The following is a 23,170-nucleotide window of genomic DNA, read 5'->3' as shown; positions in this document are numbered from 1 at the left end:
TTAAGTATAATCTTTCGTATTCGTAGCAAAATAATATCAGTGATATTAAAACGCACAAGATGGAGGAATATTAATTATGAAAGCAACTGGTATAGTAAGAAGAATTGATGATCTGGGCCGGGTAGTTATACCAAAAGAAATCAGAAGGACACTCCGTTTACGAGAAGGAACTCCGCTTGAGATATTTACAGACAGAGAAGGAGAGATTATCTTAAAGAAATATTCTCCCATGGTTGAACTGACTGCTTTCGCATCCCAGTATGCAGAAGCAATGTCTCAGACTACAGGGCTTACTGTCTGCATCAGCGACAGAGACCAGATTATTGCAGTAGCCGGCGGTTCCAAAAAAGAACTGCTTCAAAAAACCATCAGCAAACAGTTAGAAACCGTAATCAATGAGCGCAGCGTTGTCATTGCTGGTAAGGATGAGAAAGGTTTTGTGGCATTGACGGGAGAAACATTAGAAGGTATTACGGCTCAGGTAATTGCTCCAATTATCTGTGAAGGAGATGCCATAGGAGCTGTAGTTTTATTGAGCAGAGAAGCAAGAGTGCGTTTTGGCGATATGGAAACAAAGCTTGCCACAACGGCAGCAGGATTCTTAGGACGCCAGATGGAAGGCTGATAATTCCACGGACATAATCAGGAGGTGAAAGAAATGAAAGATGAAAAAGACATGAACGATCTGGAAGTTGTGTTGCCGGAAGATGATTACGGTGATGGCGATATACCAGAGATTGACACAGAGCCATATGAAGACGGATTCTATGTAGAACCGCTGCCAGAATCAGAACGGCCGAGAAGAGATGGACCTGGAGGGAATTAAGGAAAGGCAGCCGCACGGCGGCTGCCTTTTTGTAAAGTTTTTAAAATTAGTAGATGATCTGGTCTCCGTCTTTGATGGAATAGTTTGCTTTAACCCCCAGCTCGTCCATCCATTGTCTGGTTTCAAGGGTCTTCCAGTCGCCGCTTCCAATGCCGGCACCGCCGTCGTTGTTCCAGAGCCAGAGAGGACAAGGCCATAGTGCGATCTTCGGTGCAATGGCTTCATAGACATTTCGGTTGACGCCGTACTGTCCATGATGGGACATCTGCACAATATCACTTTTTAAATCCGCAGCACTTGTCTGTGCCAGTAAGATCTCCCCTGCCTCAGGTCCCATGTCTCCAAGAACCAGAACACTGACGTTGTTAAGGAAAAACTTATAGGCAACCGAGCTGTTGTTTACAGAAGTGACGTCGAGAAGATAAGGATCATTTAACACCTTGGCGGTGATGAGCCCAGTCTTGATTTCATCTCCCTTTTTTACAACGTGGAGACGGTCGGCAGGAAGAGTGGCGAGTGCGTCCCGTAACTGGGTTACCAGATTTGCCCTGGAAGGTTCCACCTTTTCATACCAGGACTGGTCTGCCAGATTGTAGTAAACGTGATCAATGGTAATCTTATTGTCCGGGTTATTTAAAATCTGAACCAGCGCGCCCACATGATCGGAATGAGGGTGAGTAATATACCAGGCAGCAACCTTGCCGCCTTTTTGATGTATAACATCGGTTAGATGTTCTGCATCAATATCCCAGCCCCCGTCGATAACAACCACATTGCCCTGCTTGTCCTGGAGAACCATGGAAAGCATCTGTCTGTTATCATAATCGGCAAGGAGGGATAAGCTGCCGCCGCCAAATACTTTTGCTCCAGGTCCCATGGCAATGGACGGACCAAAGCCCATGGCTTTTGCAGATAAGTCCGCTTCTGCCTGACCGGGTGATACGGTCTGCATGTGAAATGCAGAAAAAACAATGTTTAAAAACAGCAGGCATGCTGCCATTTTTTTCCAGATATTGAATTCTTTCATAAGAGCCTCCGGTTTCAATTAAATTATAACTTATTATATAAGAAACCGTTCTGTTTTAACAGGGGCAAAAAGCAAATGTCAGAAAATCTTCAGAATTGGGAAAAATTTCTAATAAAAATGTCTTGTTTTTTGACGAGAAAAAGGTGATTTCGTCGGAAGGAAGAAAGGCTCTCCCCGATGTGATAAAAAAGGGTTAAAAAGCCTGTAAAAAGAGGAAAAAACCTTGACAAAAACAGGAGAAACAGCTATAAATGATATAGTAATCGTGTTAATGCGAAAAATAGTAGCAAAGTGCTACATTTCAGGAGGAAGATATCAATGAACAAAGCAGAGTTAATCGCAGCAGTAGCAGAGAAAGCAGAGCTGTCAAAAAAAGATGCGGAGAAGGCAGTAAAAGCTTTGACAGATGTTATATCTGAAGAGTTAGTGAACGGCGAGAAAATCCAGTTAGTTGGTTTTGGTACATTTGAGGTATCTGAAAGAGCTGCAAGAGAAGGCAGAAATCCAAAGAGCGGTGAAGTTATGAACATCCCTGCATCCAAAACACCAAAATTCAAAGCTGGAAAAGCTTTAAAGGATATGGTTAACGCATAATCCATGAGATTAGACAAGTTTCTTAAAGTTTCCCGCCTTATTAAAAGAAGGACTGTAGCCAATGAGGCCTGTGATGCTGGTCGTGTGCTTGTGAATGAAAAGCCTGCAAAAGCTTCTCTGAACATCAAACAGGGTGACGTGATTCAGATACATTTTGGGACCAGTTCGGTTAAGGTAGAGGTTCTTGATGTAGCAGAAACGGTGAAAAAAGATGAGGCGAAGGAACTGTACCGGTATCTTTAACTCTTAGTCTTTACGCATGATAAATTTCAGGAATATTGGAGCATTCCTCCTAATATACTTAAGACAGGTATATTAGGAGGTTTTTCTTATGGAAGAGAAAGTAAATATCCGCCCTCACAGGCTGACAATAGAAAATCGTGCCTCCGGTACGTTAACAGGAATACGGGAAGTGGTGTCTTTTGATGAAAATCAGGTAGTTCTGGATACGGATATGGGGCTTTTGACTTTAAAGGGCAAAGACCTTCATGTCAGCCGGCTGACATTGGAAAAAGGGGAAGTGGATTTAAACGGCACCATTGAAAGTTTGAATTATTCCTCCAATGAGGCACTCCGCAGATCCGGGGAATCTCTTTTGTCCAGACTGTTTAAATAAGAATCAGAGGGAGTCATATGAGCGTTCATATTATATATGAAGTAAAACTTCTGCTCTACAGCTTTTTGACGGGTGCAGGGCTTATGATGACATATGACCTGTTGCGCGCTTTCCGTATCTTCATTCCCCACTCCTATGTCTTTACAGGAATTGAGGATATGATCTTCTGGGTATATGCCGCCTTGTCGGTATTTTCCCTTCTATATGAGCAGAATGACGGCGGATTAAGAGGTTATGTGATTGCAGGAATATTTCTTGGAATGTTTCTGTATGACAGGATGATCAGCAGGTTTTTCCTAAAGTTCTTGAAAAAGTTTTGGAAATATCTTAAAATGAAACTGCGTAGGTTTTTTCGCCATAAACGGCGGCAATAGGGACGACTGGTGAATTTATGAATAGGATAGGTAAAACTAGAAGAAAAAGAAAAGATAAATGGGGCAACCGCATGGCTCTCATCGGTATTACTTTTGTTGTATTCAGCCTTGCCGTGACTGTGACCCTTAAAGGTGCATCTTTAAAGGAAAAGGAACGGGAGTATTCCATACGCCTTGAGAATCTTGAGGCGCAGGTGGACAAGGAGGAAGAACGGGCGAAGAAGCTGGAGGATCACCGGGTCTATGTACAAACCAAACAGTATGTAGAAGAAGTGGCAAAGCAGAAGCTTGGTCTTGTAAAGCCTGATGAGATTTTGTTGAAACCATCGCAGCGGCAGTAGATTTCCCTGCGGATTTCTTTTCATGCCCGGAGGGTGTGAACTTAAAAGGAGAAACCTGTCGTACGATTTTTAATAATGGCTTAGTTGTTTTGACAAATATTTTCCTTCTGTCTGTATATAATGTGGTCGATAGCATGAAACAGGCAGGAGGGATTTTTTGTGTTCAGACGTAAGGCAGCACATCACGATATGGCTGATGTGAATGTATACACGGCTAAAAGATTAAACGACATGGCAAACTCTTTGGGAGAACTTGCCAGAGCGTGCACAGATGACCTGTCCACAGAACAGGGACTTACGAAGGAAGATGGCGTTGCGGCTTTAGAGACAGCAGCAGCCATGGTATGCGCAGGCTGTAACAAATGCTTTGTGCATCCCGGGAAAGAACAGGATAACCAGTATTATCTGCAGTATCTGATTCGTGCATTTGAACAAAAGGGCAACGTGGATTACGGGGACATGCCCCGTTTTTTTCTGGAAACCTGCAAAAAGAAAGATGAATACATGGGCCATCTAAACAGAGGCCTTGGAAGAGCTACCATGAATCTGGCATGGAAAAACCGCTTTTTGGAAAGCAGAGATGCTGTCATTGTCCAGTTTCAGGAACTGGCGGTGATCCTGGAAGAATTTTCTCATCAGGTAGAGCATGCGGTTGATATCACTCCGGATTGGGAAGATGAGGTAAAACGGGCATTTCGCCGCAACCGCATCATAATAGAGAAAATGCTGGTGCTGGAATATGAAAATCAGCAAAGAGAAGCATTTTTAACCATGCGCACCATGAATGGGCGCTGTGTTACCGTGAAAGAAGCCGCTGAGATTCTAGAAGGAGCCATGGAAGAAGGGGAGTGGACCGTGGCACCGGACGGAAGAAATCTGGTGACCAAACAGGCGGATACCATACGGTTTGTGGAACGGGGAGAGTATCAGGTGATATATGGAGCTGCCAAGGCAGTAAAGTCGGGAGAAGAAGTCTCTGGAGACAATTACACCTTTGGACAAGTCCAGCCGGGACAAGTTATCATAAGTCTGTCAGATGGCATGGGAAGCGGAAAGGCAGCAGAAGAAGAGAGCCGCCAGGTCATTGAACTGACCCAGAGACTTTTGGAAGCAGGATTTTCCTGCAGAGCCGCTTTAAAGATGGTCAATACGGTTTTGCTTCTCACCGGAATCTCCCAGCACCCGGCTACCCTGGATCTGTGCTGTATTGATTTAAAGACCGGAATCATGGAAGCCATGAAGCTTGGAGCCGCCGCTACTTACATATTAAGTGAGCGGGGGGTGGAACTTTTAGAGGCAGGTGACGTTCCCATGGGAATTTTAAATCCTGTGGAACCCGTATTGCTATCCAAGAAACTGTGGGATGACAACCGGATCATTATGGTGAGTGATGGCATATTAGATGCACTTCCTGCTGACGATAAGGAATTAATGCTGAAAGAATTCATTGAAGGCATGCCGGTAAAGAATCCACAGGATATGGCGGACCGGATTCTGCTATTTGCCAGATCCTTTACGGAAACAGCGGCGGATGATATGACCGTACTCACTGCCGGCATATGGAAAAGAAAATAATAATTGCAACAGACATGTTTTACGGGTATATTTATAATAAAGAGGGGAGAAAATCAACTAAGGAAGGTGGCTGAATGTACAAAACGATATTGGATTTTATCAGACGGAACCGGCTGTTTACTCCGGGAGACCGCATTATTGTTGCGCTTTCCGGAGGAGCCGATTCGGTCTGTCTTCTTGTAATTTTAAATGAATTAAAGGATGTGCTTGGACTGACCTTAAAAGCGGTCCATGTCCATCACGGGTTAAGAGGTCTGGAGGCAGACAGGGACAGTAATTATGCCAGAGAACTTTCCAGGTCTCTTTCTGTTCCGTTCGAATGTGTTTCAGTGGATGCAGCAGAATATGCAAGAGAGCATAAGATGTCAGTAGAAGAAGCTGGAAGACATTTGCGGTATGAAATCTTTGAAAAACAGCGGATTGCCTTTCATGGAGACAAAATCGCAGTTGCCCATCATGCGGATGACCAGGCAGAAACCATTCTTTACCATCTTTTCCGGGGAACTGGATTAAAAGGGCTTGGAGGAATGCGCCCGGTAAGAGAGCGTATTGTCCGGCCGTTGCTGATTACGGGCAAGAAGGAAATTGTTGCATATCTGGAGGGAAAAGGGATATCTTATTGTGAGGACTCTACAAATTCCCATACGGATTATGCAAGGAACCGACTCCGGATTTCCCTGCTGCCTCAGATCCGGGAACAGATCAATACCCGTGCTGCAGAGAACATTGTTCATGCCGGAGAACTGGCGGCAAAAGCAGACACATATTTAGAAAAGCAGGCATGCAGGTATTTGGAGCAGCATGGTTCCTGGGAGTTTGATGAGAAAAACCAGGTTACAGCCTGTGCGCTTTGCACAGAACAGCTTCTTTCTCAGGAAGACATTATCATCACTTATATAATCCGCCAAATGATTCATCAGGTTCATTCCTCCATGAAAGATATTACCATGACTCATGTGGAAAACATCAAGTCACTTGCTTCTTCGTTAGCAGGCAGGCAGATTGATCTTCCCGGAGGACTTTTAGCAGTAAGAATTACGGATCGTTTGTGGATAAAGAACAAATATAGAAATGAATCTGTGGATTATTCCAGGGATATGTTGCTTCCCCAGGTTGATTTTCAAGTCTTTCCCTATAAAAAAGGTCAGGAAATTCCCCAAAACGGGTATACGAAATGGTTTGATTATGATAAAATCAAATGTGCGCTCTCTGTGAGGTATCGGAAAACCGGAGATTACATGACACTGGCCGGAGGCGGCAGAAAGACCGTCAAAGCATTTATGATTGATGAAAAGATACCCAGAGAAGACCGGGGAAGGATCCCGCTTATTGCGGAGGGTTCCCATGTCCTGTGGGTCATCGGATACCGGATCAGTGAATACTATAAGATAACAGATGATACCCATACAGTAATACAAATGCAGCTAGACGGAGGAAAATACAATGGATGATAAGATACGTGTATTATTATCAGAAGAAAAAGTGGCAGAAAGAATTAAGGAAATCGCAGATCAGGTAAGCAAGGATTATGAAGGAAAGAAGCTTCATTTGATTTGTATTTTAAAAGGAGGAGTTTTCTTTACCTGTGAAGTTGCAAAACGAATCAGCCTGCCGCTTACCATGGATTTCATGTCCGTATCCAGTTACGGGTCCGGCACCGTATCAAGCGGTATCGTAAAGATCACAAAGGATCTTGATGATCCCATTGAGGGAAAGGATGTCCTGATCGTTGAAGATATCATTGATTCCGGTAATACCTTATCGTATTTAATAGAGGTATTAAAGCAAAGAAATCCAAACAGCATCGAACTGTGTACTCTGCTTGATAAACCGGAACGCAGGGTGAAAAAGCAGGTACAGGTGAAGTATACCTGTTTCACAGTCCCGGATGAGTTTATCGTGGGATATGGTCTTGATTACGATCAGATATACAGGAATTTGCCATATATAGGAGTTATAGAACAGCAATAAGGAGGCAGCATGTTGAAACAACAGCAACCATTTAAAGGCTTGGGATTTCTGCTCCTTCTGGTTATCATGCTTTTATTTGCCAGCAGGCTTCCCCAAAAGAGTCAGATCATCACCAACCAGGAATTGATGCTGGCTATTGACAACGGGAATATAGCATCTGCGAACATCAGACAGAATGATCCGCCCCCAACAGGCAAGATTGAGATGTCCATGACTGACGGCACATCAAAGCAGGCGAATGTATCCGATGTGATCGGGATTCAGGACCGTCTGGACCGCAGCGGAATTACCTATACGGTGGATGCGGTACAGAAAGAGAATCTGTTTTTAACCATCACTCTTCCGCTGATACTTACCGCCGTTGCCGTAGTATTTTTGTTCATGGTAATGAATGCCAGAGCAGGAGCAGGCAGTGCCAATTCCAAGATGATGAATTTTGGAAGAAGCCGGGCGCTTCTGGCAAAGGATGCCAATAAGATTAATTTCAGCAAGGTAGCAGGACTGGAAGAAGAGAAGGAGGAACTGGAAGAAGTCGTTGACTTTTTGAAAAATCCTCAGAAGTATACGGGAGTTGGTGCCAGAATCCCCAAAGGAATCCTGCTTGTAGGACCTCCGGGAACCGGTAAGACGCTCCTTGGCAAAGCCGTTGCAGGAGAGGCTGGTGTTCCATTCTTCTCCATATCGGGATCGGATTTTGTGGAGATGTTTGTCGGTGTGGGTGCATCCCGTGTCAGAGATTTGTTTGAAGAGGGCAAGAAGCACGCGCCCTGTATTATATTTATTGATGAGATTGATGCAGTTGCCCGCCGCAGAGGAACGGGGATGGGTGGAGGACATGACGAACGTGAACAGACCTTAAACCAGCTTCTGGTGGAGATGGATGGGTTTGGGATCAATGAAGGAATTATTGTTATGGCAGCCACTAACCGTGTGGATATTTTAGATCCTGCCATTCTGCGTCCCGGAAGGTTTGACAGAAAGGTCGGTGTAGGCAGACCTGATGTAAAGGGAAGAGAAGAAATCTTAAAAGTTCATTCCAAAGAAAAGCCCTTGGCAGAAGACGTGGATTTAAGAAGAGTTGCCCAGACCACCTCCGGATTTACCGGGGCGGACTTAGAGAATCTTCTCAATGAAGCCGCTATTTATGCAGCCAGACACAGCAAAAAGTTTATTACCCAGGCTGATATTGATAAGTCATTTGTTAAGGTCGGCATCGGAGCCGAGAAAAAGAGCAAGGTTATTACCGAAAAGGAGAAGCGGATTACCGCTTATCACGAAGCTGGTCACGCAATTTTATTCCATCTTCTTCCGGATGAAGGACCGGTTCATACCATCTCAATTATTCCAACCGGGATGAGTGCTGCCGGATATACCATGCCTTTGCCGGAGAATGATCATATGTTTAATACCAAAGGGAAGATGCTGCAGGATATTATGGTTGATTTAGGCGGCAGAATAGCAGAAGAGATTATCTTCGGGGATATTACCACCGGAGCCTCCCAGGATATTAAGCAGGCAACTGCTCTTGCTCGTGCCATGGTAACCCAGTACGGAATGTCTGATCAGGTGGGCATGATTAATTATGACAATGATGGAGATGAAGTTTTCATCGGCCGGGATCTGGCTCATACCAAGAACTACGGCAGTCAGGTAGCCAATACCATAGACAATGAGGTAAAACGGATTATTGATGAGTGCTACAAAAAGGCAAAGGAGATTATCTTGCAGCATGAAGATGTACTCCATGCCTGCTGTAAAATGCTCATGGAAAAGGAAAAAATTGGTCAAAAGGAATTCGAAAGTCTTTTCCCTGCTTCTTCCGAAGCAGAACAGATTTCTAATGACTTCCTAAAATAGAAGTGGAGAATCTCAGATAAAATATCTAACTTTTGTCTGAGATTCTTTGCTTTTTTGTAACCTATCTACATGGTATGCAAAAGTGCATAAAAAAACAGATTCAAAAAAATGATGTTTGTGCACACTTATTCTGAGCTTCATGGTATATTTATAAACGTAAACCCCCCCAATACATTATATAGTTTTTGCTACACCCCATAAGAAACGAAATACCTTCTCCGAAGAACGGTCAGCTACCCCGCTGACCGTTTTTTCTATTTCAAAAACAAAAGCCGGGTTGTATATTTGAGATCAATCGGATAAGATAGTAATAGATAGAAGAGAAGGAAGGAAATGGAGATCCTATGAATATAGACGCATTGTTTGCCGATGAGACAGAGAATTTCCGTTTTCCAGCGGAGCCGGGAGAAGCAGAGGAAGTGTGCTTTTTGTTCCGTACGGCAGCCGATGACGGAAGTCAGGTTTATTTTGTAGAAGAGGAAGAAAAACGTAAGACAATCATGAAGAAGGTCTGTTCCGATGGAGTGTTTGATTACTATGAACACAGACAAATTCCAGGTCTCCAGCCTCTTTATTATGTATTTTATATAGAAAACGGAGAAGAACATGTGTTCTATAACCGCCTTGGTGTTTCTGAAACATCATTTCCCCAGTACCGCTTTCGCCTGATTCCCGGATTCTCTGTTCCGGAATGGGCAAAGGGGGCTGTGATGTATCAGATTTATGTAGATCGGTTTTATAATGGGAATCCGGATAATGATGTAAAGGACCGGGAATATATCTATCTTGGAAAGCTGGTTACTCAGGTGACGGACTGGGAGAAATTCCCGGAACAGATGGATGTAGGATTCTTTTACGGAGGAGATCTACAGGGAGTGTTGAAAAAGCTGGATTATTTACAGACTCTTGGTGTGGAAGTACTCTATTTAAACCCCATCTTTGTATCACCTTCCAATCATAAATACGACTGTCAGGATTATGATCACATTGACCCTCATTACGGGGTCCTTGTAAAAGACGGCGGTGAAGTGGTGGAAGAGGGGGCTTTTGACAACAAAGGAGCAACCAGATATATGATTCGCACCACAGACCAGGATAATCTGGCTGCCAGTGACGCTTTTTTTTCCAGGTTTATACAAGAGATTCACAGACGGGGAATGAAGGTAATTCTTGATGGCGTGTTTAATCACTGTGGTTCGTTTCATAAGTGGCTTGATGGAGAAGGAATCTATGCCATGTCCGGAGATTATGAGCCAGGAGCCTTTTTAACAAAGGAAAGTCCGTACCAGTCCTATTTCCGGTTCTCAGACCAGGAAGGGTGGCCTTATAATGACACTTACGATGGCTGGTGGGGGCATTTGACCCTTCCTAAGCTGAATTATGAAGAATCGCCTGCCCTATTTGAAGAAATCCTTGCTGTTGCCAGGAAATGGGTCTCTCCGCCTTACTGCGCAGATGGCTGGCGCCTTGATGTGGCGGCAGATTTGGGGCGTACCAGCCAGTATAACCATGAGTTTTGGCGGGCATTTCGCAAAGCCGTAAAGGAAGCCAATCCTGAGGCGCTGATACTTGCTGAACACTATGGAGACCCGTCTGACTGGCTACAGGGAGATCAGTGGGATACCATAATGAACTATGATGGATTTATGGAACCGGTCAGTTGGTTCCTTACTGGAATGGAGAAGCACAGCGATGAAAAAAACATGGATTTATTTGGAGATGGGAAACGTTTCTTTCAATCCATGAATGAGCATATGAGCCGTATGATGACCGGGTCTTTGTTTGCGGCGATGAACCAATTGTCCAATCATGATCACTCTCGTTTTCTTACGAGAACCAATCAAAAGACGGGCAGAGCAGCAACCCTTGGACCGGAGGCGGCTTCTCTTGGGGTTCACTATGGAATATTCCGGGAAGCGGTGATGATTCAGATGACCTGGCCGGGAGCACCTGCCATCTATTACGGAGATGAAGCCGGTCTGTGCGGCTTTACAGACCCGGACAACCGGAGGACGTATCCGTGGGGCAGAGAAGATTTTGAGTTGATTGAGTTTCACCGGTATATGACTTCCTTTCACCGGAGAATGAAAGCCCTTCGGAAAGGCTCCTTAAAACAGCTTCTTGCAGAAGATCATCTGATCTCTTATGGCAGATTCTGTGAAGGAAGTGTATGTGCGGTTGCAGTCAATCATTGCCTTATAAAACGGGAGGTGGAGATTCCGGTGTGGCAGCTTGGAGTCCGGAATGGAGAGAAGATGATCAGGCATATGTTTACTGATGAAAGGGGCTATAATGTGGGGAAGGTTACCTATACCGTACAGAATGGCCATGTGAACGTATGGATGCCGGAAACAAGCTCTGTTCTTCTTGTCTTAAAGACAACATAAAAGTTAAAAAATTTACAAAAAACCCTTGATTTTTTTTCGACCATGTGTTAGAATTACTAACGCTTACTTAAAAAGCATGGGCGGGTTCCCGAGTGGCCAAAGGGGGCAGACTGTAAATCTGTTATCGACGATTTCGAAGGTTCGAATCCTTCTCCGCCCACTCCGTATAGCAGCAGGAAACTGTAGTTATATATGAGAATGCCGGCGTGGCGGAACTGGCAGACGCACAGGACTTAAAATCCTGCGGGCTTAATCGCCCGTACCGGTTCGATTCCGGTCGCCGGCATGAATGTGAAAATCTTGTATTCGATATTGAGTACAAGGTTTTTTTGTTGTATTAAAAGAAAGACAATTTGTAAAGTTTATGTAAGTTAAGAAAAATAAAGGTAAAGTAATGCAATGATTCTGTAAAATCAGGTAAAGAGTCTGTAAACTGTCTATTTGAAGAGGAAAAGGTTTCCGATATATACATTGGTCCCTAAAGGAACAGGGGACCAACAAATCATAGGTTGGAGGTTTGAAACAGATGGCCAGACGTCGAAAAGGAATAAAAAAGGAACTGGTTTTATTCACCATAAGCAGTATTACCTGCATCATAATTCTATTGTCTGTAAGCTCCATATTTCTTATTTATGATACCGCGCACAAATCACTGGCAAAAAGTCTCAATGAGACATCGGAACTGGTGGCTGAGAAAGTCACACAACAATTAAAAGATTATTCTATTATTGCAGAATCCATTGCTCTTTATGAAAAAGGAAGTGCAGGACGTGGAGGAAATATCAGCATATTTCTGACCATATCCAGTTCCCAATACGGTCTGAATAAGATAGATATTATCTCACCAGATGGCAAATCCATTGTAAGCGGAAGTTCCTATCAGGAAAACATGGCCTATCAAAGGGCAAAAGAGGGAACTCCATTTTTATCAGACCCCGTGATTCAAAAAGATTCTGTTTCCTTTCAATATGCTTACCCATATGGGGATCTTGTCATTTTACTGGAATTTCCTTATTCTGTCTTTGAAACCATTATAAAGGATGCCAGGTTAGGAGAGACTGGAAGCACATATATTTTGGACAGTGCCGGGACCAAGGTGGCATGCGAGGATCTTTCCCTGGTCCAGAGCAGGCAGAATTCCATAGAAGACGGGAAAAAGAATCCTGCAGCCTACAAGGAGATAAAAGACCTGGAAGAGGACATGATAAAAGGCAGGAGTGGATTCCGCTTTTTTCATGCAGATGGCAAGAAAAAAATCGGGTCTTATGCACCCATTAAAGAAACCAATGGCTGGTCTGTAAATGTAACAGCCCTGCAGTCAGAATTCATGTCGGGAATCTGGACTTCTGTAGTCTGTGCGGTTGTGCTGGGCTTCTTTTCTCTGGCTTTTGGAGTGCTGACTATTTTAAAGGTTGTGAACCGGATCACCGGACCTGTTGGAAAAGTGGTGGCTTCTCTTCAGCGGTTCTCGCAGGGAGACTTAGATATGGAGCTTTTGGTTGAGAGGGACGATGAGATTGGAGAGATCACGCAAAGGATTAATGATATGGCTTCCAAATATAAAGAGATCATTGGAGACATTTCATCTTATCTCAAGGAGATTTCTTACGGAAATCTGTCTGTTGCAAGCAGTTGTGAATACCCTGGAGAATTTGACCGTCTCCGTACCTCAATGGAATCCATTGCCCTACGTTTGAGCGAAACCCTTCGAAGCGTTCAGGATTCGGCACAGGCAGTTAATAGCGGAGCTTCCCAGGTCTCAGATGCTTCTCATTTTCTTGCTTCTGGAAGTGAAGAGCAGTCTGTGGCAGTAGAAGATCTTCACTCCGTCATAAAAGAGGTACAGCGCCAGACGGAAAAAAACGTGGAATCCGTAGGTCTGGCTTCCAGACATATCCATGAATCAGGAGCGAAAGTAGAGGCAGGCAACCAGCACATGGAACAACTGCAGCATGCCATAGAAGAAATCAGCCTGTCATCTGGTAAGATTTCCAGTATTACAAAACTCATAGAAGACATTGCGTTTCAGACCAATATTCTTGCATTAAATGCTGCGGTGGAGGCTGCCCGGGCAGGAACTGCAGGAAAAGGATTTACGGTGGTTGCCGGCGAAGTCAGGAATCTGGCTGAAAGATCAGCAAAAGCTGCACAGCAGACCTCTGAACTGATTGAGCAATCCGTTCGATCCGTCACTGAGGGGAAGCGGCTGACAGAAGAAACCGGAGAAGTATTCCGCCAGATCGCCTTGCAGTCCGGTCAGGTGGAGCAGACGATAAAAGAGGTGGAGGCTTCCTCTCTGGATCAGGTTCGGTCCATGGAGCAGATCAATCAGGGCTTGTCAAAAGTATCCGCGGTCATTCAATCCAACGTATCAATGGCAGAAGAAAATTCCTCTGCGGGAGAAGAACTGAAAAGCCAGGCTGAAATGCTTCAAAAAGAAGTGGAAAAATTCCAGCTTTTGCAGGAGCAGGAAGGTATTTTCATAGAAAACTGATTTTTATCCCATACTAAAAGAAAAAAGATATGAGGTGGAATCATGAACGCAGATGCAGAATTGTTAAATTTTATCTATCAGAATTCCCAGATGGGAGTGGAGACGGTCAATCAGCTTCTTCCCATGACCGATAACGAAAGCTTTGCCAATCATCTGAAAGAAGAATTAGAAGAATATACACAGATTCATGAAGAGGCAAAGGAACTGCTGAATCAACATGGATTAAAGGAAAAAGAAATAGGAGCCATGGAAAAAGTCATGGCATATCTGACCATTGATATGAAAACGTTTGTGGATAAGTCTGCTTCCCATATGGCGGAAATGTTGATTCGAGGCGGAACCATGGGAGTGATTGATTGTATCAAGCGCATTGGGCAGTATGAAGGAGAGGCACAAAAGGATATTGTGGACCTGATGAAGAAGCTTTTAAAAATTGAAGAGAATCATATTGAGCGGTTGAAGAAGGTGTTGTAATCAGCAAAAAAGAAGCCTATACAGTGATTGGAAGAATTCCTTTTCTGTATAAGCTTCTTTTTTATGCCTCCGTTTTCCAAAACCCATGAAGATTGCAGTAGGCATAAGCTGCTTTCGGGCTATCACCTTCTTCTAATGTGAAATAGGCAGCAGGCTCGCAGTCAGGCTGGAGATGCACCCGCATCAGACACCCTGCGGTTGTAAAAAGACAGATCCAGGTAATGCTGTGTTCTTCAGACATAGGATGAAAGGTACTGCCCACTTTTACTGTTACATGGTTTCCACTGGTTTCAATAACTGGTGCATGTTTTTCTGATGCGCCGTCTGAGGTGTTAGGCTCCAGAATGATAAATGGTTTTAAGCTATCTGGAATGGCTGCGTTTGGTGTTCCTAGAATTGCTTCTAAAATGATGTTTCGATTCTGATCTGTTAAAAATACCGGTTCCTTGTTCATAAGTGCCTCCAATTTATTGATCTTATTTATCAGAATTCCCTGAGAGTGAGGAAAACATAACACCAACTTTTACCAGAGGACAGAAAGCATGGAAAATATAATTCTGTTTTTTCGGATTTTTTATAATATTTAGAAAACTTCTCTTGACAAAAGGCGGGAAATCTTGTAAAATTACTCATGTTCCAAGAGGCTAGCCCAGATAGCTCAGTTGGTAGAGCAGAGGACTGAAAATCCTCGTGTCGCTGGTTCGATTCCAGCTTTGGGCATTGTGCTTTTGCACACTTTGTTACATTTTGAAATTCCTTTGCGGGTGTAGTTCAATGGTAGAACACTAGCCTTCCAAGCTAGATACGTGGGTTCGATTCCCATCACCCGCTTTGAAAAAAGCAGGTTGAAAACGGTATTATGTCGTTTTTAACCTGCTTTTATATTATAATGAAAGGGCAGTAAGCGTTGAAAAAAGGAGTCCAGTATATGAAAATCAGAACGATTAAACATCCGTTTTCAGTATGTAAAATAAAAAATTTAGTGGAGGTTGATGTAAAAGATGAATTCTATTTCATCGGAAAAACAGACGAAGAACTATCGTTAGTATGCATGACAGAACATGTTCCAGTAAACACCATTGAAAGAGACGATGGTTGGAAGGCGCTGAAAATTCAAGGCATTTTGGACTTTTCTCTTATCGGAATATTGGCAAACATTGCTACCATATTGGCCGATAACAAGATTAGCATTTTTGCCATTTCCACTTATAACACGGATTATATTTTAACCAAAAGCGAAAATTATAGCAAGGCATTAGAGGTTTTAGAACAAGCTGGTTATCAAATAGAGGGTGGGCTATAAATAAAAAACGCAGAAATTGGATTCCTATATCTAAATGCAAAGGCATAGGGTTTCCGTCAGGAAGTATTTTAATATAAAGAAGATACTTCTTTTTTTCTCAATTTCCAGTAAAAACTACCCCAGGAAAGCAAACCAGACTGTACAGCCATAAGATCCTATGTTATACTTTGGTTAGCTAAAACTAACTCCCCCGTTTATAAGAGGTATTCCCATGGACAGACAGGATCAGGCACAATTGCATGTTACACAAAAGGAGATCCAGGCTTCACTTCAGATCTGGAATCTGGCAGTGATTTCACTTTTGGATATTCGGCACAATTTAATCACCCAGGAAGAGGCAGTCAGAAGTTATTTTCTGCCAGCCAGTGCATTTGTCTTTACCTCTGGCATGGCAGCCGTATCTCTTGGCGATACCCGTTTTCATTCTGAACGGTTTGGTCTGTTTCATGGAGGGAAAGGTGCCAGCCTGTCCATTTATCCCTTAAGTCACTGGCTGGAATATTATCTGGTTTTTTATAAAGCCAGAGAACCCGTATTTAACAGACTTGAATTTTGCAGGCTGATGGAAAAGAGAAACCCTTTTCAACAGCAGTATGGATTCTCTCCTTCCAATCCGCTTTTTTTTGCAGATCAGTTAAAACGTCTTTATGAACGTTTTAATGGTATGACTGCCCTGGATTTATTTTATGGAAAAGGGGTATTTTATCAATTTGTCAGTGAAGTATACAGCGAACTTGAGAAGGGGAATGTTCAGGTTTTGAAACCGGATACTATTTTAGTGGCAGTCCGGTATCTGGAGGAACATTACGGGGAAGACATTTCCATACAGGAACTTTGCCAGATGCTTGGAATCAGCTATAGCCATTTTCACAGGAGCTTTAAGCAGAAGACAGGAAGCAGTCCCCAGGAATATCTGATTCAGAGAAGGCTTGACGCTGCGCTGATTCTTCTTGAGACGACCAGCGCCTCTCTTCGGGAAATCGGAATACGCTGCGGTTTGCTGGATGAACAGGGATTATACCGTCTGGTTAAGAAAAAAACAGGGATGTCCCCCAGTGCATATAGAGAGAATTTGTATACCGGTATGAGAGATGGAGTGCTTCAAAAGAAGTCTTCTTTTTCTTATAATGAAGGTGGTCTGGTTAGTCTTGACCAACTCAAAGAAAAAGGAGCAATCGAAATGTTTAAGAAAATAAGAAGCAAAGCGGTGATTGCAGCCGCTTCCTCTCTGATGTTAATGATGACTGCCTGCAGTGGGGCGCCGGTTAATACTGGAAGCACCACTGGTTCACCAACAACGGCGGTTGCCAATCAGACAGAAGAAACAAAAGGAGAACAGCCGTTGGAAGAAGGAACCAGAACGATTCAGACTGTCATGGGAGACGTAGAAGTGCCTGCTAACCCGAAACGGGTAGTTGTAGATTATGTAATTGGCGACGTCGTTGCTCTTGGGGTAACACCTCTGGCAGTGGCGAAAGCAGAAGAGGGAGGTTCGAGGACTGCATTTGCAGATAAAATCACAGAATCTCTCAACATCAATAGCTGGGATATGGAAGCCGAAGAAATTATGGCACTGGAACCGGATCTGATTATCCTGTCATTTTCAAAGAATTCCTATGAAGACCTGTCAAAGGTTGCACCGACCATCTACGTTCCTTACGGAGAGATGACTACCCACGACAGGGTAAGGTTCATTGGAGATGTATTAAATAAGCAGGAAGAGGCAGAGACGGTTTTAAATAATTATAACGATAAACTATCAAAAGCAAAAGAATCAATTAAAGATGCTGGGCTATCAGAAGCAACGGTTACCATCGGACAGTTCTCTGATGAAGGAAATTATATAGCGGGAGCAAAACATGCTGCAGGTGTTGTAGCTTATCATGAGATGGGATTAAAGGTTCCTCAAAAGATTCAGACTGAAATCATTGACAAAGACCAGTATTGGGGGAATATTTCCCTGGAAGTGCTGGAACCTTTCTGCGGAGATTATATGATATCTCTGGGAGAAGTCAGCAATTCCTTACAGTCAAGTCCTGTCTGGAAGTCCATTCCTGCCATTCAAAAAGGACGGCTTGGAAGTCTGGATACATCCATCACATGGTACACCGATATTATGTCTTCCAGTGCACTGGTGGATCTGATTACGGACAATCTTCTGGAAGCAGACAAGTAGCGAAGAAGAGAAAACACCATGTTGCCATTGCTGTCAGGTCATATGAAAATGGCATGCTAATAATTTCACAACTTAAGCTGTAATTGATAAATTAAGCGAAATAAGAGAAAAGATTTTGAGGCAAACCAGGAAAGAAACCAGGAGACAGGAAAATACCAGGTGATCAGAGTTGAAAAAAGGAAAGTTTGTGAAAACTATAACGGAAAAATCTCAAGATATTTCCTTTTATCTTTGCTTATAAGATTTTTTTGTCAAAGGTTTGACAAGGAAAAATGATAACCGATTAGTATACTGAATTAATGGGTTTTAGAACTGGTATTTCGACTATATTTTGGGAAGAAATTGCCTTTTTGCTGAAAAAATGAGGAAGAAATTTTAGATATGAATCCTATGGTTGTGAAGAAACAGACAGAATGGGATAAATAATTGTCAATATAATGTGAAAAAAATATTTAAATTGACAGATTCGATCTCCCGCATATAATCAAGAGTATAGACACAAACCAATCCCGATGGATTGAATGCACATATAAATTCTATTAAAAAAGGAGAACACAATATGGTGAACATAGAACTTCAAAAGAAATATGGTTTATTTATAGGAGGAAAGTGGAAGGATGCTTCCGATGGAAAAACATTTCCAACCACATCTCCTTCTGACGGCGCACTTCTTGCAGAATGTGCAGAGGCAACCAGGGAAGACGTGGATGAAGCCGTGAAGGAAGCCTGGAAGGCATTTGAAACATGGAAACATGTAGCCGTAAAAGACAGAGCTGCAATTCTGAATAAGATTGCTGATATCATTGATGATAACAGAGAACATCTGGCAATGGTAGAATCTCTTGATAATGGAAAGCCGATCCGTGAGACCAGAACCATTGACGTTCCTTTGGCTGCCCAGCATTTCCGGTATTTTGCCGGTTGTATTCTTGCAGATGAGGGCAGTGCGAATTTACTGGAAGGAAACTCCTTAAGCCTTATTTTAAGAGAACCAATTGGTGTTGTCGGTCAGATTGTGCCATGGAACTTCCCGATCTTAATGGCATCCTGGAAACTGGCACCTGTTCTTGCAAGCGGATGCTGTACCGTATTTAAGACTTCCAGCTCCACTCCTTTAAGCGTTCTGGAACTTGCCAGACTGGTTCAGGATGTAATTCCGGCAGGGGTGTTCAATGTCATTACCGGAGCTGGTTCCAAGTCTGGTCAGTATATGCTGGAGCATGACGGATTCCGCAAGCTCGCATTTACCGGTTCCACGGAGATTGGTAAAAACGTAGCGATGGCAGCCGCAGAAAAACTGATTCCTGCAACTCTGGAATTAGGCGGAAAGTCTGCGAATATCTTCTTTGAAGACTGTGACTGGGAGATGGCTATGGACGGCGTTCAGCTTGGAATCCTGTTTAATCAGGGGCAGGTATGCTGTGCCGGTTCCAGAGTTTTTGTCCAGGAAAGTATTTATGACAAGTTTGTGGAAGAGGCAGTAAAGCGGTTTAATCAGGTAAAGGTAGGTCTTCCCTGGGAAGATGATACACAGATGGGAAGCCAGATCAGCAATGGTCAGTTAAGGAAGATTTTAAGCTATGTGGACATAGCAAAATCTGAGGGTGCAACCGTTTTATGCGGTGGAGAAAAGGTGACAGAAGGCGGACTGGAAAAAGGCGCATTTATGAAACCCACCTTGCTTGGCAATGTGACCAATGACATGAGAGTGGCTCAGGAAGAGATCTTTGGACCGGTTGCAAGTATCATTAAGTTTAAGACAGAAGATGAAGTGATTAAAATGGCAAACGACAGTGAGTTTGGACTTGGCGGAGCAGTTTGGACCAGAGATATTAACCGTGCCATCAGGGTTGCAAGAGCTGTAGAAACCGGACGTATGTGGGTGAATACTTATAACAGCATTCCGGAGGGTGCGCCGTTTGGAGGATATAAGACTTCTGGAATCGGCAGAGAGACCCATAAAGTTATGCTGGAGCACTACAGCCAGGTGAAAAATATTTTAATCAATTTAAATGATACTCCTTCCGGATTTTATCCGAAAAAATAATGAGTCTGGTCCCCGGCGGCTTTATGCTTCCGGGGCCTTTTTGTTTGACAGAGAAGTTTCTTAAACTTCCTTATAAGGCGAATGTTGTGAAAAGTGTATAAAGATATAAGGGTATATAGATAATACATAGTTGATTATGATAGTTGGATATGGTATGTTAAAACCAGATGCGCTGCGTCTGGAATTCTTTGGCATTTAATAAGGACTTGAAAAGGAGAGATGATGAGTTTGAGAATCCCATATGACACCGTAAAGGAAACGGTAAAAAAAGCACTTTTAAAGAATGGTCTTTCCGAGGAACAGGCAGAGGTGTGTGCCACGGTTCATACTCAATCCAATGCAGATGGGGTGGAAAGCCATGGACTGAACCGTGTTCCCCGTTTTCTGGAATATGTGAACAAGGGCTGGATTAACCCTGAGGGGAAGCCGGAACTGGTAAAAGCGAAGGGGGCTGTTGAAAATTATGACGGTAATCTGGGAATTGGGATTACCAATGCAATTTTTTGCGCAGACCGTGCCATGGAACTGGCGAAGGAACATGGAATCGGTTGTGTTTCCCTTAAGAATACCACTCACTGGATGAGAGGGGGAACTTATGCCTGGCGTATGGCAGAGGCAGGATTTATGGGAATGAGCTGGATTAATACAGAAAGCTGTATGCCCCTTTGGGGAAGCGATGAACCTGGTGTGGGAAACAATCCTTTCTGCATTGCCATTCCAAGAGAAGACGGACCGGTTGTGCTTGACATGGCAATGAGCCAGTATGCTTATGGTAAACTGGGAGTTTACCGTCTGGCAGGTAAGAAACTACCTTACCCAGGTGGCTTTGATCAGGAGGGGAATCTAACCGATGATCCGGGAGCGATTGAGGAAACCATGCGCATTCTGCCAGCCGGATACTGGAAAGGAAGCGGAATGGCGATTGCCCTGGATCTGGCAGCGGCGCTTATGGCAAACGGCAACAGCGGAAGTGATCTCGATGAAGCTGGTCAGGGAAGCTGCACTGGCTGTTGTCAGATCTTTATTGCTTATGATCCTTATCTGTTTGGAACGAAAGAAGAGATCCAGGATATGCTGAACCGGAGAGTAGAAGCGGCGGATGCAAGCCACCCTGAAAAAGAGGGAGGAAGAGTAACCTGTCCTGGAGAACGGACGGCTGAAGCCAGAGAGCAGAGTTTAAAAGAGGGCGTTTCCGTAAATGAATCTATATGGGAGCAGGTGGTAGCTCTTTCAGAAGGAAGACAGGATTTTAAGGATCTGTCTGGAAGATAATTGTTTCATTGCTGCATCAGACATTTAAAATACAACTGGAATCATACTGCCTGTCTCAATTCGTAGGACAGGCTTTTCTATTTTGAGAAAAAATAAAAAAGAAATAGTAGAACCCTGGAATATGGGTAAAATAAATAAGAAGCATATCATGTAAACTGATATATCAATAAGGAAATAAGGAATCATTTCTTGTTAGCCCAGTGTTAATAATACATTAATTAGTTTTATATAACTCTTATATTTTGTTAATAATCGACAAAAATAAGGGGCAAAAACTGGGATTATCCCCATATACAGACTGATATTTTAGTACTAATATATTAGTATCAGCAGCGAGCATCAGCTCTCTGCAGGGGAGGCGGAAGATACCCCATATCTTCTGCGGGTTACTATTTAAACACTTTATTTAAGGAGGGTTCGTATGAACATCAATGTAATCATCGGTATTATTATGATTTTGTCATTCCTTGGCATGGTTTGGTACTGTGTAAAAGGTCTGAATCTTATGGTGGGTTTTGCGATCATGGCTACATTCTGGACCGTACTCGCTCTGGTGGGAAATTCATTTTCACCAAATGCCAACATGGAGGGCAAGTCCATAATTGATGTCCTGACCTATGTATATGCAGAAGGTCCGGCAGGCTACGCAAAATCAATTCTGGTTAATGTATTCTTCGGCGCATTCTTTGGAAGAGTTCTGGTTGATACCGGAATCGCAGCAACCTTGATCCGTAAGGTAGTAGAGCTGGGCGGTGATAAGCCAAGAATTACCATGGGACTGTTATGCGTGGTTACAGCCGTTATCTTCATGTCCATGACAGGAATCGGACCGGTAATCTCAATTGCGGTCATTGTACTTCCGATTCTTCTCTCACTTGGAATCCCGGCACCAATTGCCATGTTCAGCTTCATGGGTTCCATCATGGCAGGAATTTTCGGCAATATTGTAAACTTCAAACAGTATCAGACCATTTATGCAGGTTTTAATCCGGCAGCAGAAGCTTATACCTATAATGATTATTTTAAAATTGGTATTATCTGCATGGTTGTTGCCCTGGTTGTAGTACTTACAGTAGCCAATCTTTCCATGAATAAGAAAACGTCTCACGCATGGGCAGCAACGGCTTCCAATACCAGTGACAATGCTCCGGCAATTTCCTGGATTTCCGTTATTCTCCCTGTAATCGGCGTTGTAGTATTTAAGATTCCCATCATTCTCGGATTCTGTTTATCCGGTATTTATGCTTTAATTACAACTGGTAAGATGAAAGGAACCTATTCAGAGATCTGCCGTCTTTTCGCAAAACTCTTTACAGATGGTTCCATTGATGTAGCTCCAATGGTTGGATTTTTGCTTACACTGGCAATGTTTAACAATGCAGCAACTTATGCAGCACCTTACTTTACCGCAATCCTTGGTGGATTCATTCCTAAGACTGCCATTTTACTGGCAATTACCTTTGCAGTCCTTACACCACTCGGATTCTTCCGCGGACCGTTAAACCTGGTTGGTTCTGGAACAGCAATCCTGGCAGTTGTGGTCGCAGCAATTCCCAATGCGCCAATTGCATTTTTATTCCCTCTGTTCGCCATTACAACCATTGCACCTCAGCATTTGGATATTACCCAGTCCTGGGTTGCATGGGGATTTGGATATACCAAAGTTTCTACAAAGGATTATATGAAGATGTCCATACCGACTGGCTGGATTATCGGTATCATCTGCTGTATCGCAGTATTTGTTCTCTACGGCGGATTAATGTAAATAGTCAGAAACTGGTGGGCATCCGCCAGTTTCTTTTCTAAAAGGGATCAAAGCAAGAGAGGAGAATTCTT

General features: G+C 43.3%; 21 protein-coding genes and 4 tRNA genes. 23 read left to right on the top strand and 2 right to left on the bottom strand.

Features of this window, described 5'->3' with window-relative positions:
- Positions 1–76: 76 nt before the first annotated feature.
- Together spoVT and FAY33_RS07555 are read left to right on the top strand one after the other, a co-directional pair.
- On the top strand, positions 77–625 hold the full coding sequence (gene spoVT / locus FAY33_RS07560; protein ID WP_143320351.1) for a stage V sporulation protein T: 549 nt from the start codon (positions 77–79) through the stop codon (positions 623–625).
- Positions 626–658: 33 nt separating this feature from the next.
- Positions 659–826, top strand: a complete 168-nt coding sequence (locus FAY33_RS07555) for an AE-binding protein (RefSeq protein ID WP_185967531.1) — start codon at positions 659–661, stop codon at positions 824–826.
- A gap of 46 nt (positions 827–872) precedes the next feature.
- On the opposite strand, the gene FAY33_RS07550 is transcribed toward FAY33_RS07555, so the two are convergent.
- Complete coding sequence (locus tag FAY33_RS07550) at positions 873–1,853, bottom strand: MBL fold metallo-hydrolase (protein WP_143320349.1); 981 nt, start codon at positions 1,851–1,853, stop codon at positions 873–875.
- A gap of 291 nt (positions 1,854–2,144) precedes the next feature.
- Here FAY33_RS07550 and FAY33_RS07545 point away from each other — a divergent pair, with 291 nt between their 5' ends.
- From FAY33_RS07545 to FAY33_RS07480, 14 genes are all read left to right on the top strand, one after another.
- Complete coding sequence (locus FAY33_RS07545) at positions 2,145–2,447, top strand: HU family DNA-binding protein (RefSeq protein ID WP_279231850.1); 303 nt, start codon at positions 2,145–2,147, stop codon at positions 2,445–2,447.
- A gap of 3 nt (positions 2,448–2,450) precedes the next feature.
- Positions 2,451–2,690: an RNA-binding S4 domain-containing protein gene (locus tag FAY33_RS07540; RefSeq protein WP_143320345.1), complete on the top strand. Its 240-nt coding sequence runs from the start codon at positions 2,451–2,453 to the stop codon at positions 2,688–2,690.
- A gap of 88 nt (positions 2,691–2,778) precedes the next feature.
- Positions 2,779–3,063: a sporulation protein YabP gene (gene yabP / locus FAY33_RS07535; protein WP_143320343.1), complete on the top strand. Its 285-nt coding sequence runs from the start codon at positions 2,779–2,781 to the stop codon at positions 3,061–3,063.
- A gap of 17 nt (positions 3,064–3,080) precedes the next feature.
- Positions 3,081–3,437, top strand: a complete 357-nt coding sequence (gene yabQ / locus FAY33_RS07530) for a spore cortex biosynthesis protein YabQ (RefSeq protein WP_143320341.1) — start codon at positions 3,081–3,083, stop codon at positions 3,435–3,437.
- Between the two features lie 17 nt (positions 3,438–3,454).
- The gene (locus FAY33_RS07525; RefSeq protein ID WP_143320339.1) at positions 3,455–3,778 is read left to right on the top strand and encodes a septum formation initiator family protein; all 324 of its coding nucleotides are present in this window, start codon (positions 3,455–3,457) and stop codon (positions 3,776–3,778) included.
- A 159-nt stretch (positions 3,779–3,937) separates the two neighbouring features.
- Complete coding sequence (locus FAY33_RS07520) at positions 3,938–5,353, top strand: SpoIIE family protein phosphatase (RefSeq protein ID WP_347562667.1); 1,416 nt, start codon at positions 3,938–3,940, stop codon at positions 5,351–5,353.
- A 74-nt stretch (positions 5,354–5,427) separates the two neighbouring features.
- Entirely contained in the window at positions 5,428–6,804 is a 1,377-nt protein-coding gene (gene tilS, locus FAY33_RS07515) for a tRNA lysidine(34) synthetase TilS (protein WP_143320337.1), read from the top strand.
- Positions 6,797–7,324, top strand: a complete 528-nt coding sequence (gene hpt / locus FAY33_RS07510) for a hypoxanthine phosphoribosyltransferase (RefSeq protein ID WP_143320335.1) — start codon at positions 6,797–6,799, stop codon at positions 7,322–7,324. Before tilS ends, hpt begins: the two co-directional genes overlap by 8 nt.
- A 9-nt stretch (positions 7,325–7,333) precedes the next feature.
- Positions 7,334–9,181, top strand: a complete 1,848-nt coding sequence (ftsH, locus tag FAY33_RS07505; RefSeq protein WP_347562666.1) for an ATP-dependent zinc metalloprotease FtsH — start codon at positions 7,334–7,336, stop codon at positions 9,179–9,181.
- Positions 9,182–9,525: 344 nt separating this feature from the next.
- Entirely contained in the window at positions 9,526–11,568 is a 2,043-nt protein-coding gene (locus FAY33_RS07500; protein WP_143320333.1) for a glycoside hydrolase family 13 protein, read from the top strand.
- A gap of 78 nt (positions 11,569–11,646) precedes the next feature.
- Positions 11,647–11,728: transfer RNA gene (locus tag FAY33_RS07495), tRNA-Tyr, on the top strand.
- 40 nt (positions 11,729–11,768) lie between these two features.
- A tRNA-Leu gene (locus FAY33_RS07490) sits at positions 11,769–11,854 on the top strand.
- 240 nt (positions 11,855–12,094) lie between these two features.
- The gene (locus tag FAY33_RS07485) at positions 12,095–14,062 is read left to right on the top strand and encodes a methyl-accepting chemotaxis protein (protein ID WP_143320331.1); all 1,968 of its coding nucleotides are present in this window, start codon (positions 12,095–12,097) and stop codon (positions 14,060–14,062) included.
- A gap of 42 nt (positions 14,063–14,104) precedes the next feature.
- Positions 14,105–14,536: a hypothetical protein gene (locus FAY33_RS07480; protein ID WP_143320329.1), complete on the top strand. Its 432-nt coding sequence runs from the start codon at positions 14,105–14,107 to the stop codon at positions 14,534–14,536.
- Positions 14,537–14,597: 61 nt separating this feature from the next.
- Here FAY33_RS07480 and FAY33_RS07475 read toward each other — a convergent pair whose 3' ends face one another.
- Positions 14,598–14,990, bottom strand: coding sequence for a desulfoferrodoxin family protein (locus FAY33_RS07475; RefSeq protein ID WP_143320327.1), 393 nt, complete (start codon positions 14,988–14,990; stop codon positions 14,598–14,600).
- Positions 14,991–15,183: 193 nt separating this feature from the next.
- Between FAY33_RS07475 and FAY33_RS07470 the strand changes: the two genes are divergently transcribed.
- The 7 genes from FAY33_RS07470 (at position 15,184) to FAY33_RS07440 (ending at position 23,099) form a co-directional block, all read left to right on the top strand.
- Positions 15,184–15,256: transfer RNA gene (locus tag FAY33_RS07470), tRNA-Phe, on the top strand.
- 40 nt (positions 15,257–15,296) lie between these two features.
- A tRNA-Gly gene (locus FAY33_RS07465) sits at positions 15,297–15,367 on the top strand.
- A gap of 97 nt (positions 15,368–15,464) precedes the next feature.
- On the top strand, positions 15,465–15,839 hold the full coding sequence (locus FAY33_RS07460; RefSeq protein ID WP_143320325.1) for an ACT domain-containing protein: 375 nt from the start codon (positions 15,465–15,467) through the stop codon (positions 15,837–15,839).
- Positions 15,840–16,050: 211 nt separating this feature from the next.
- Positions 16,051–18,015 carry an AraC family transcriptional regulator gene (locus FAY33_RS07455; RefSeq protein WP_143320323.1) on the top strand — a complete coding sequence of 655 codons (1,965 nt, stop codon included), beginning with the start codon at positions 16,051–16,053 and terminating at the stop codon, positions 18,013–18,015.
- A gap of 559 nt (positions 18,016–18,574) precedes the next feature.
- On the top strand, positions 18,575–20,062 hold the full coding sequence (locus FAY33_RS07450; RefSeq protein WP_143320321.1) for an aldehyde dehydrogenase family protein: 1,488 nt from the start codon (positions 18,575–18,577) through the stop codon (positions 20,060–20,062).
- 222 nt (positions 20,063–20,284) lie between these two features.
- On the top strand, positions 20,285–21,334 hold the full coding sequence (gene yiaK, locus FAY33_RS07445) for a 3-dehydro-L-gulonate 2-dehydrogenase (RefSeq protein ID WP_143320564.1): 1,050 nt from the start codon (positions 20,285–20,287) through the stop codon (positions 21,332–21,334).
- 421 nt (positions 21,335–21,755) lie between these two features.
- A complete protein-coding gene (locus tag FAY33_RS07440) occupies positions 21,756–23,099 on the top strand; it encodes a citrate transporter (RefSeq protein ID WP_143320319.1) in 1,344 nt (447 codons plus the stop codon).
- Positions 23,100–23,170 lie beyond the last annotated feature (71 nt).

The organism is Clostridium sp. HBUAS56010 (assembly GCF_007115105.1).
In the GTDB taxonomy this organism is placed as follows: Bacteria; Bacillota; Clostridia; order Lachnospirales; family Lachnospiraceae; genus Lacrimispora.
Note: the sequence above shows the minus strand (reverse complement) of the source record. Positions and strands in the feature narration are given on the sequence as shown.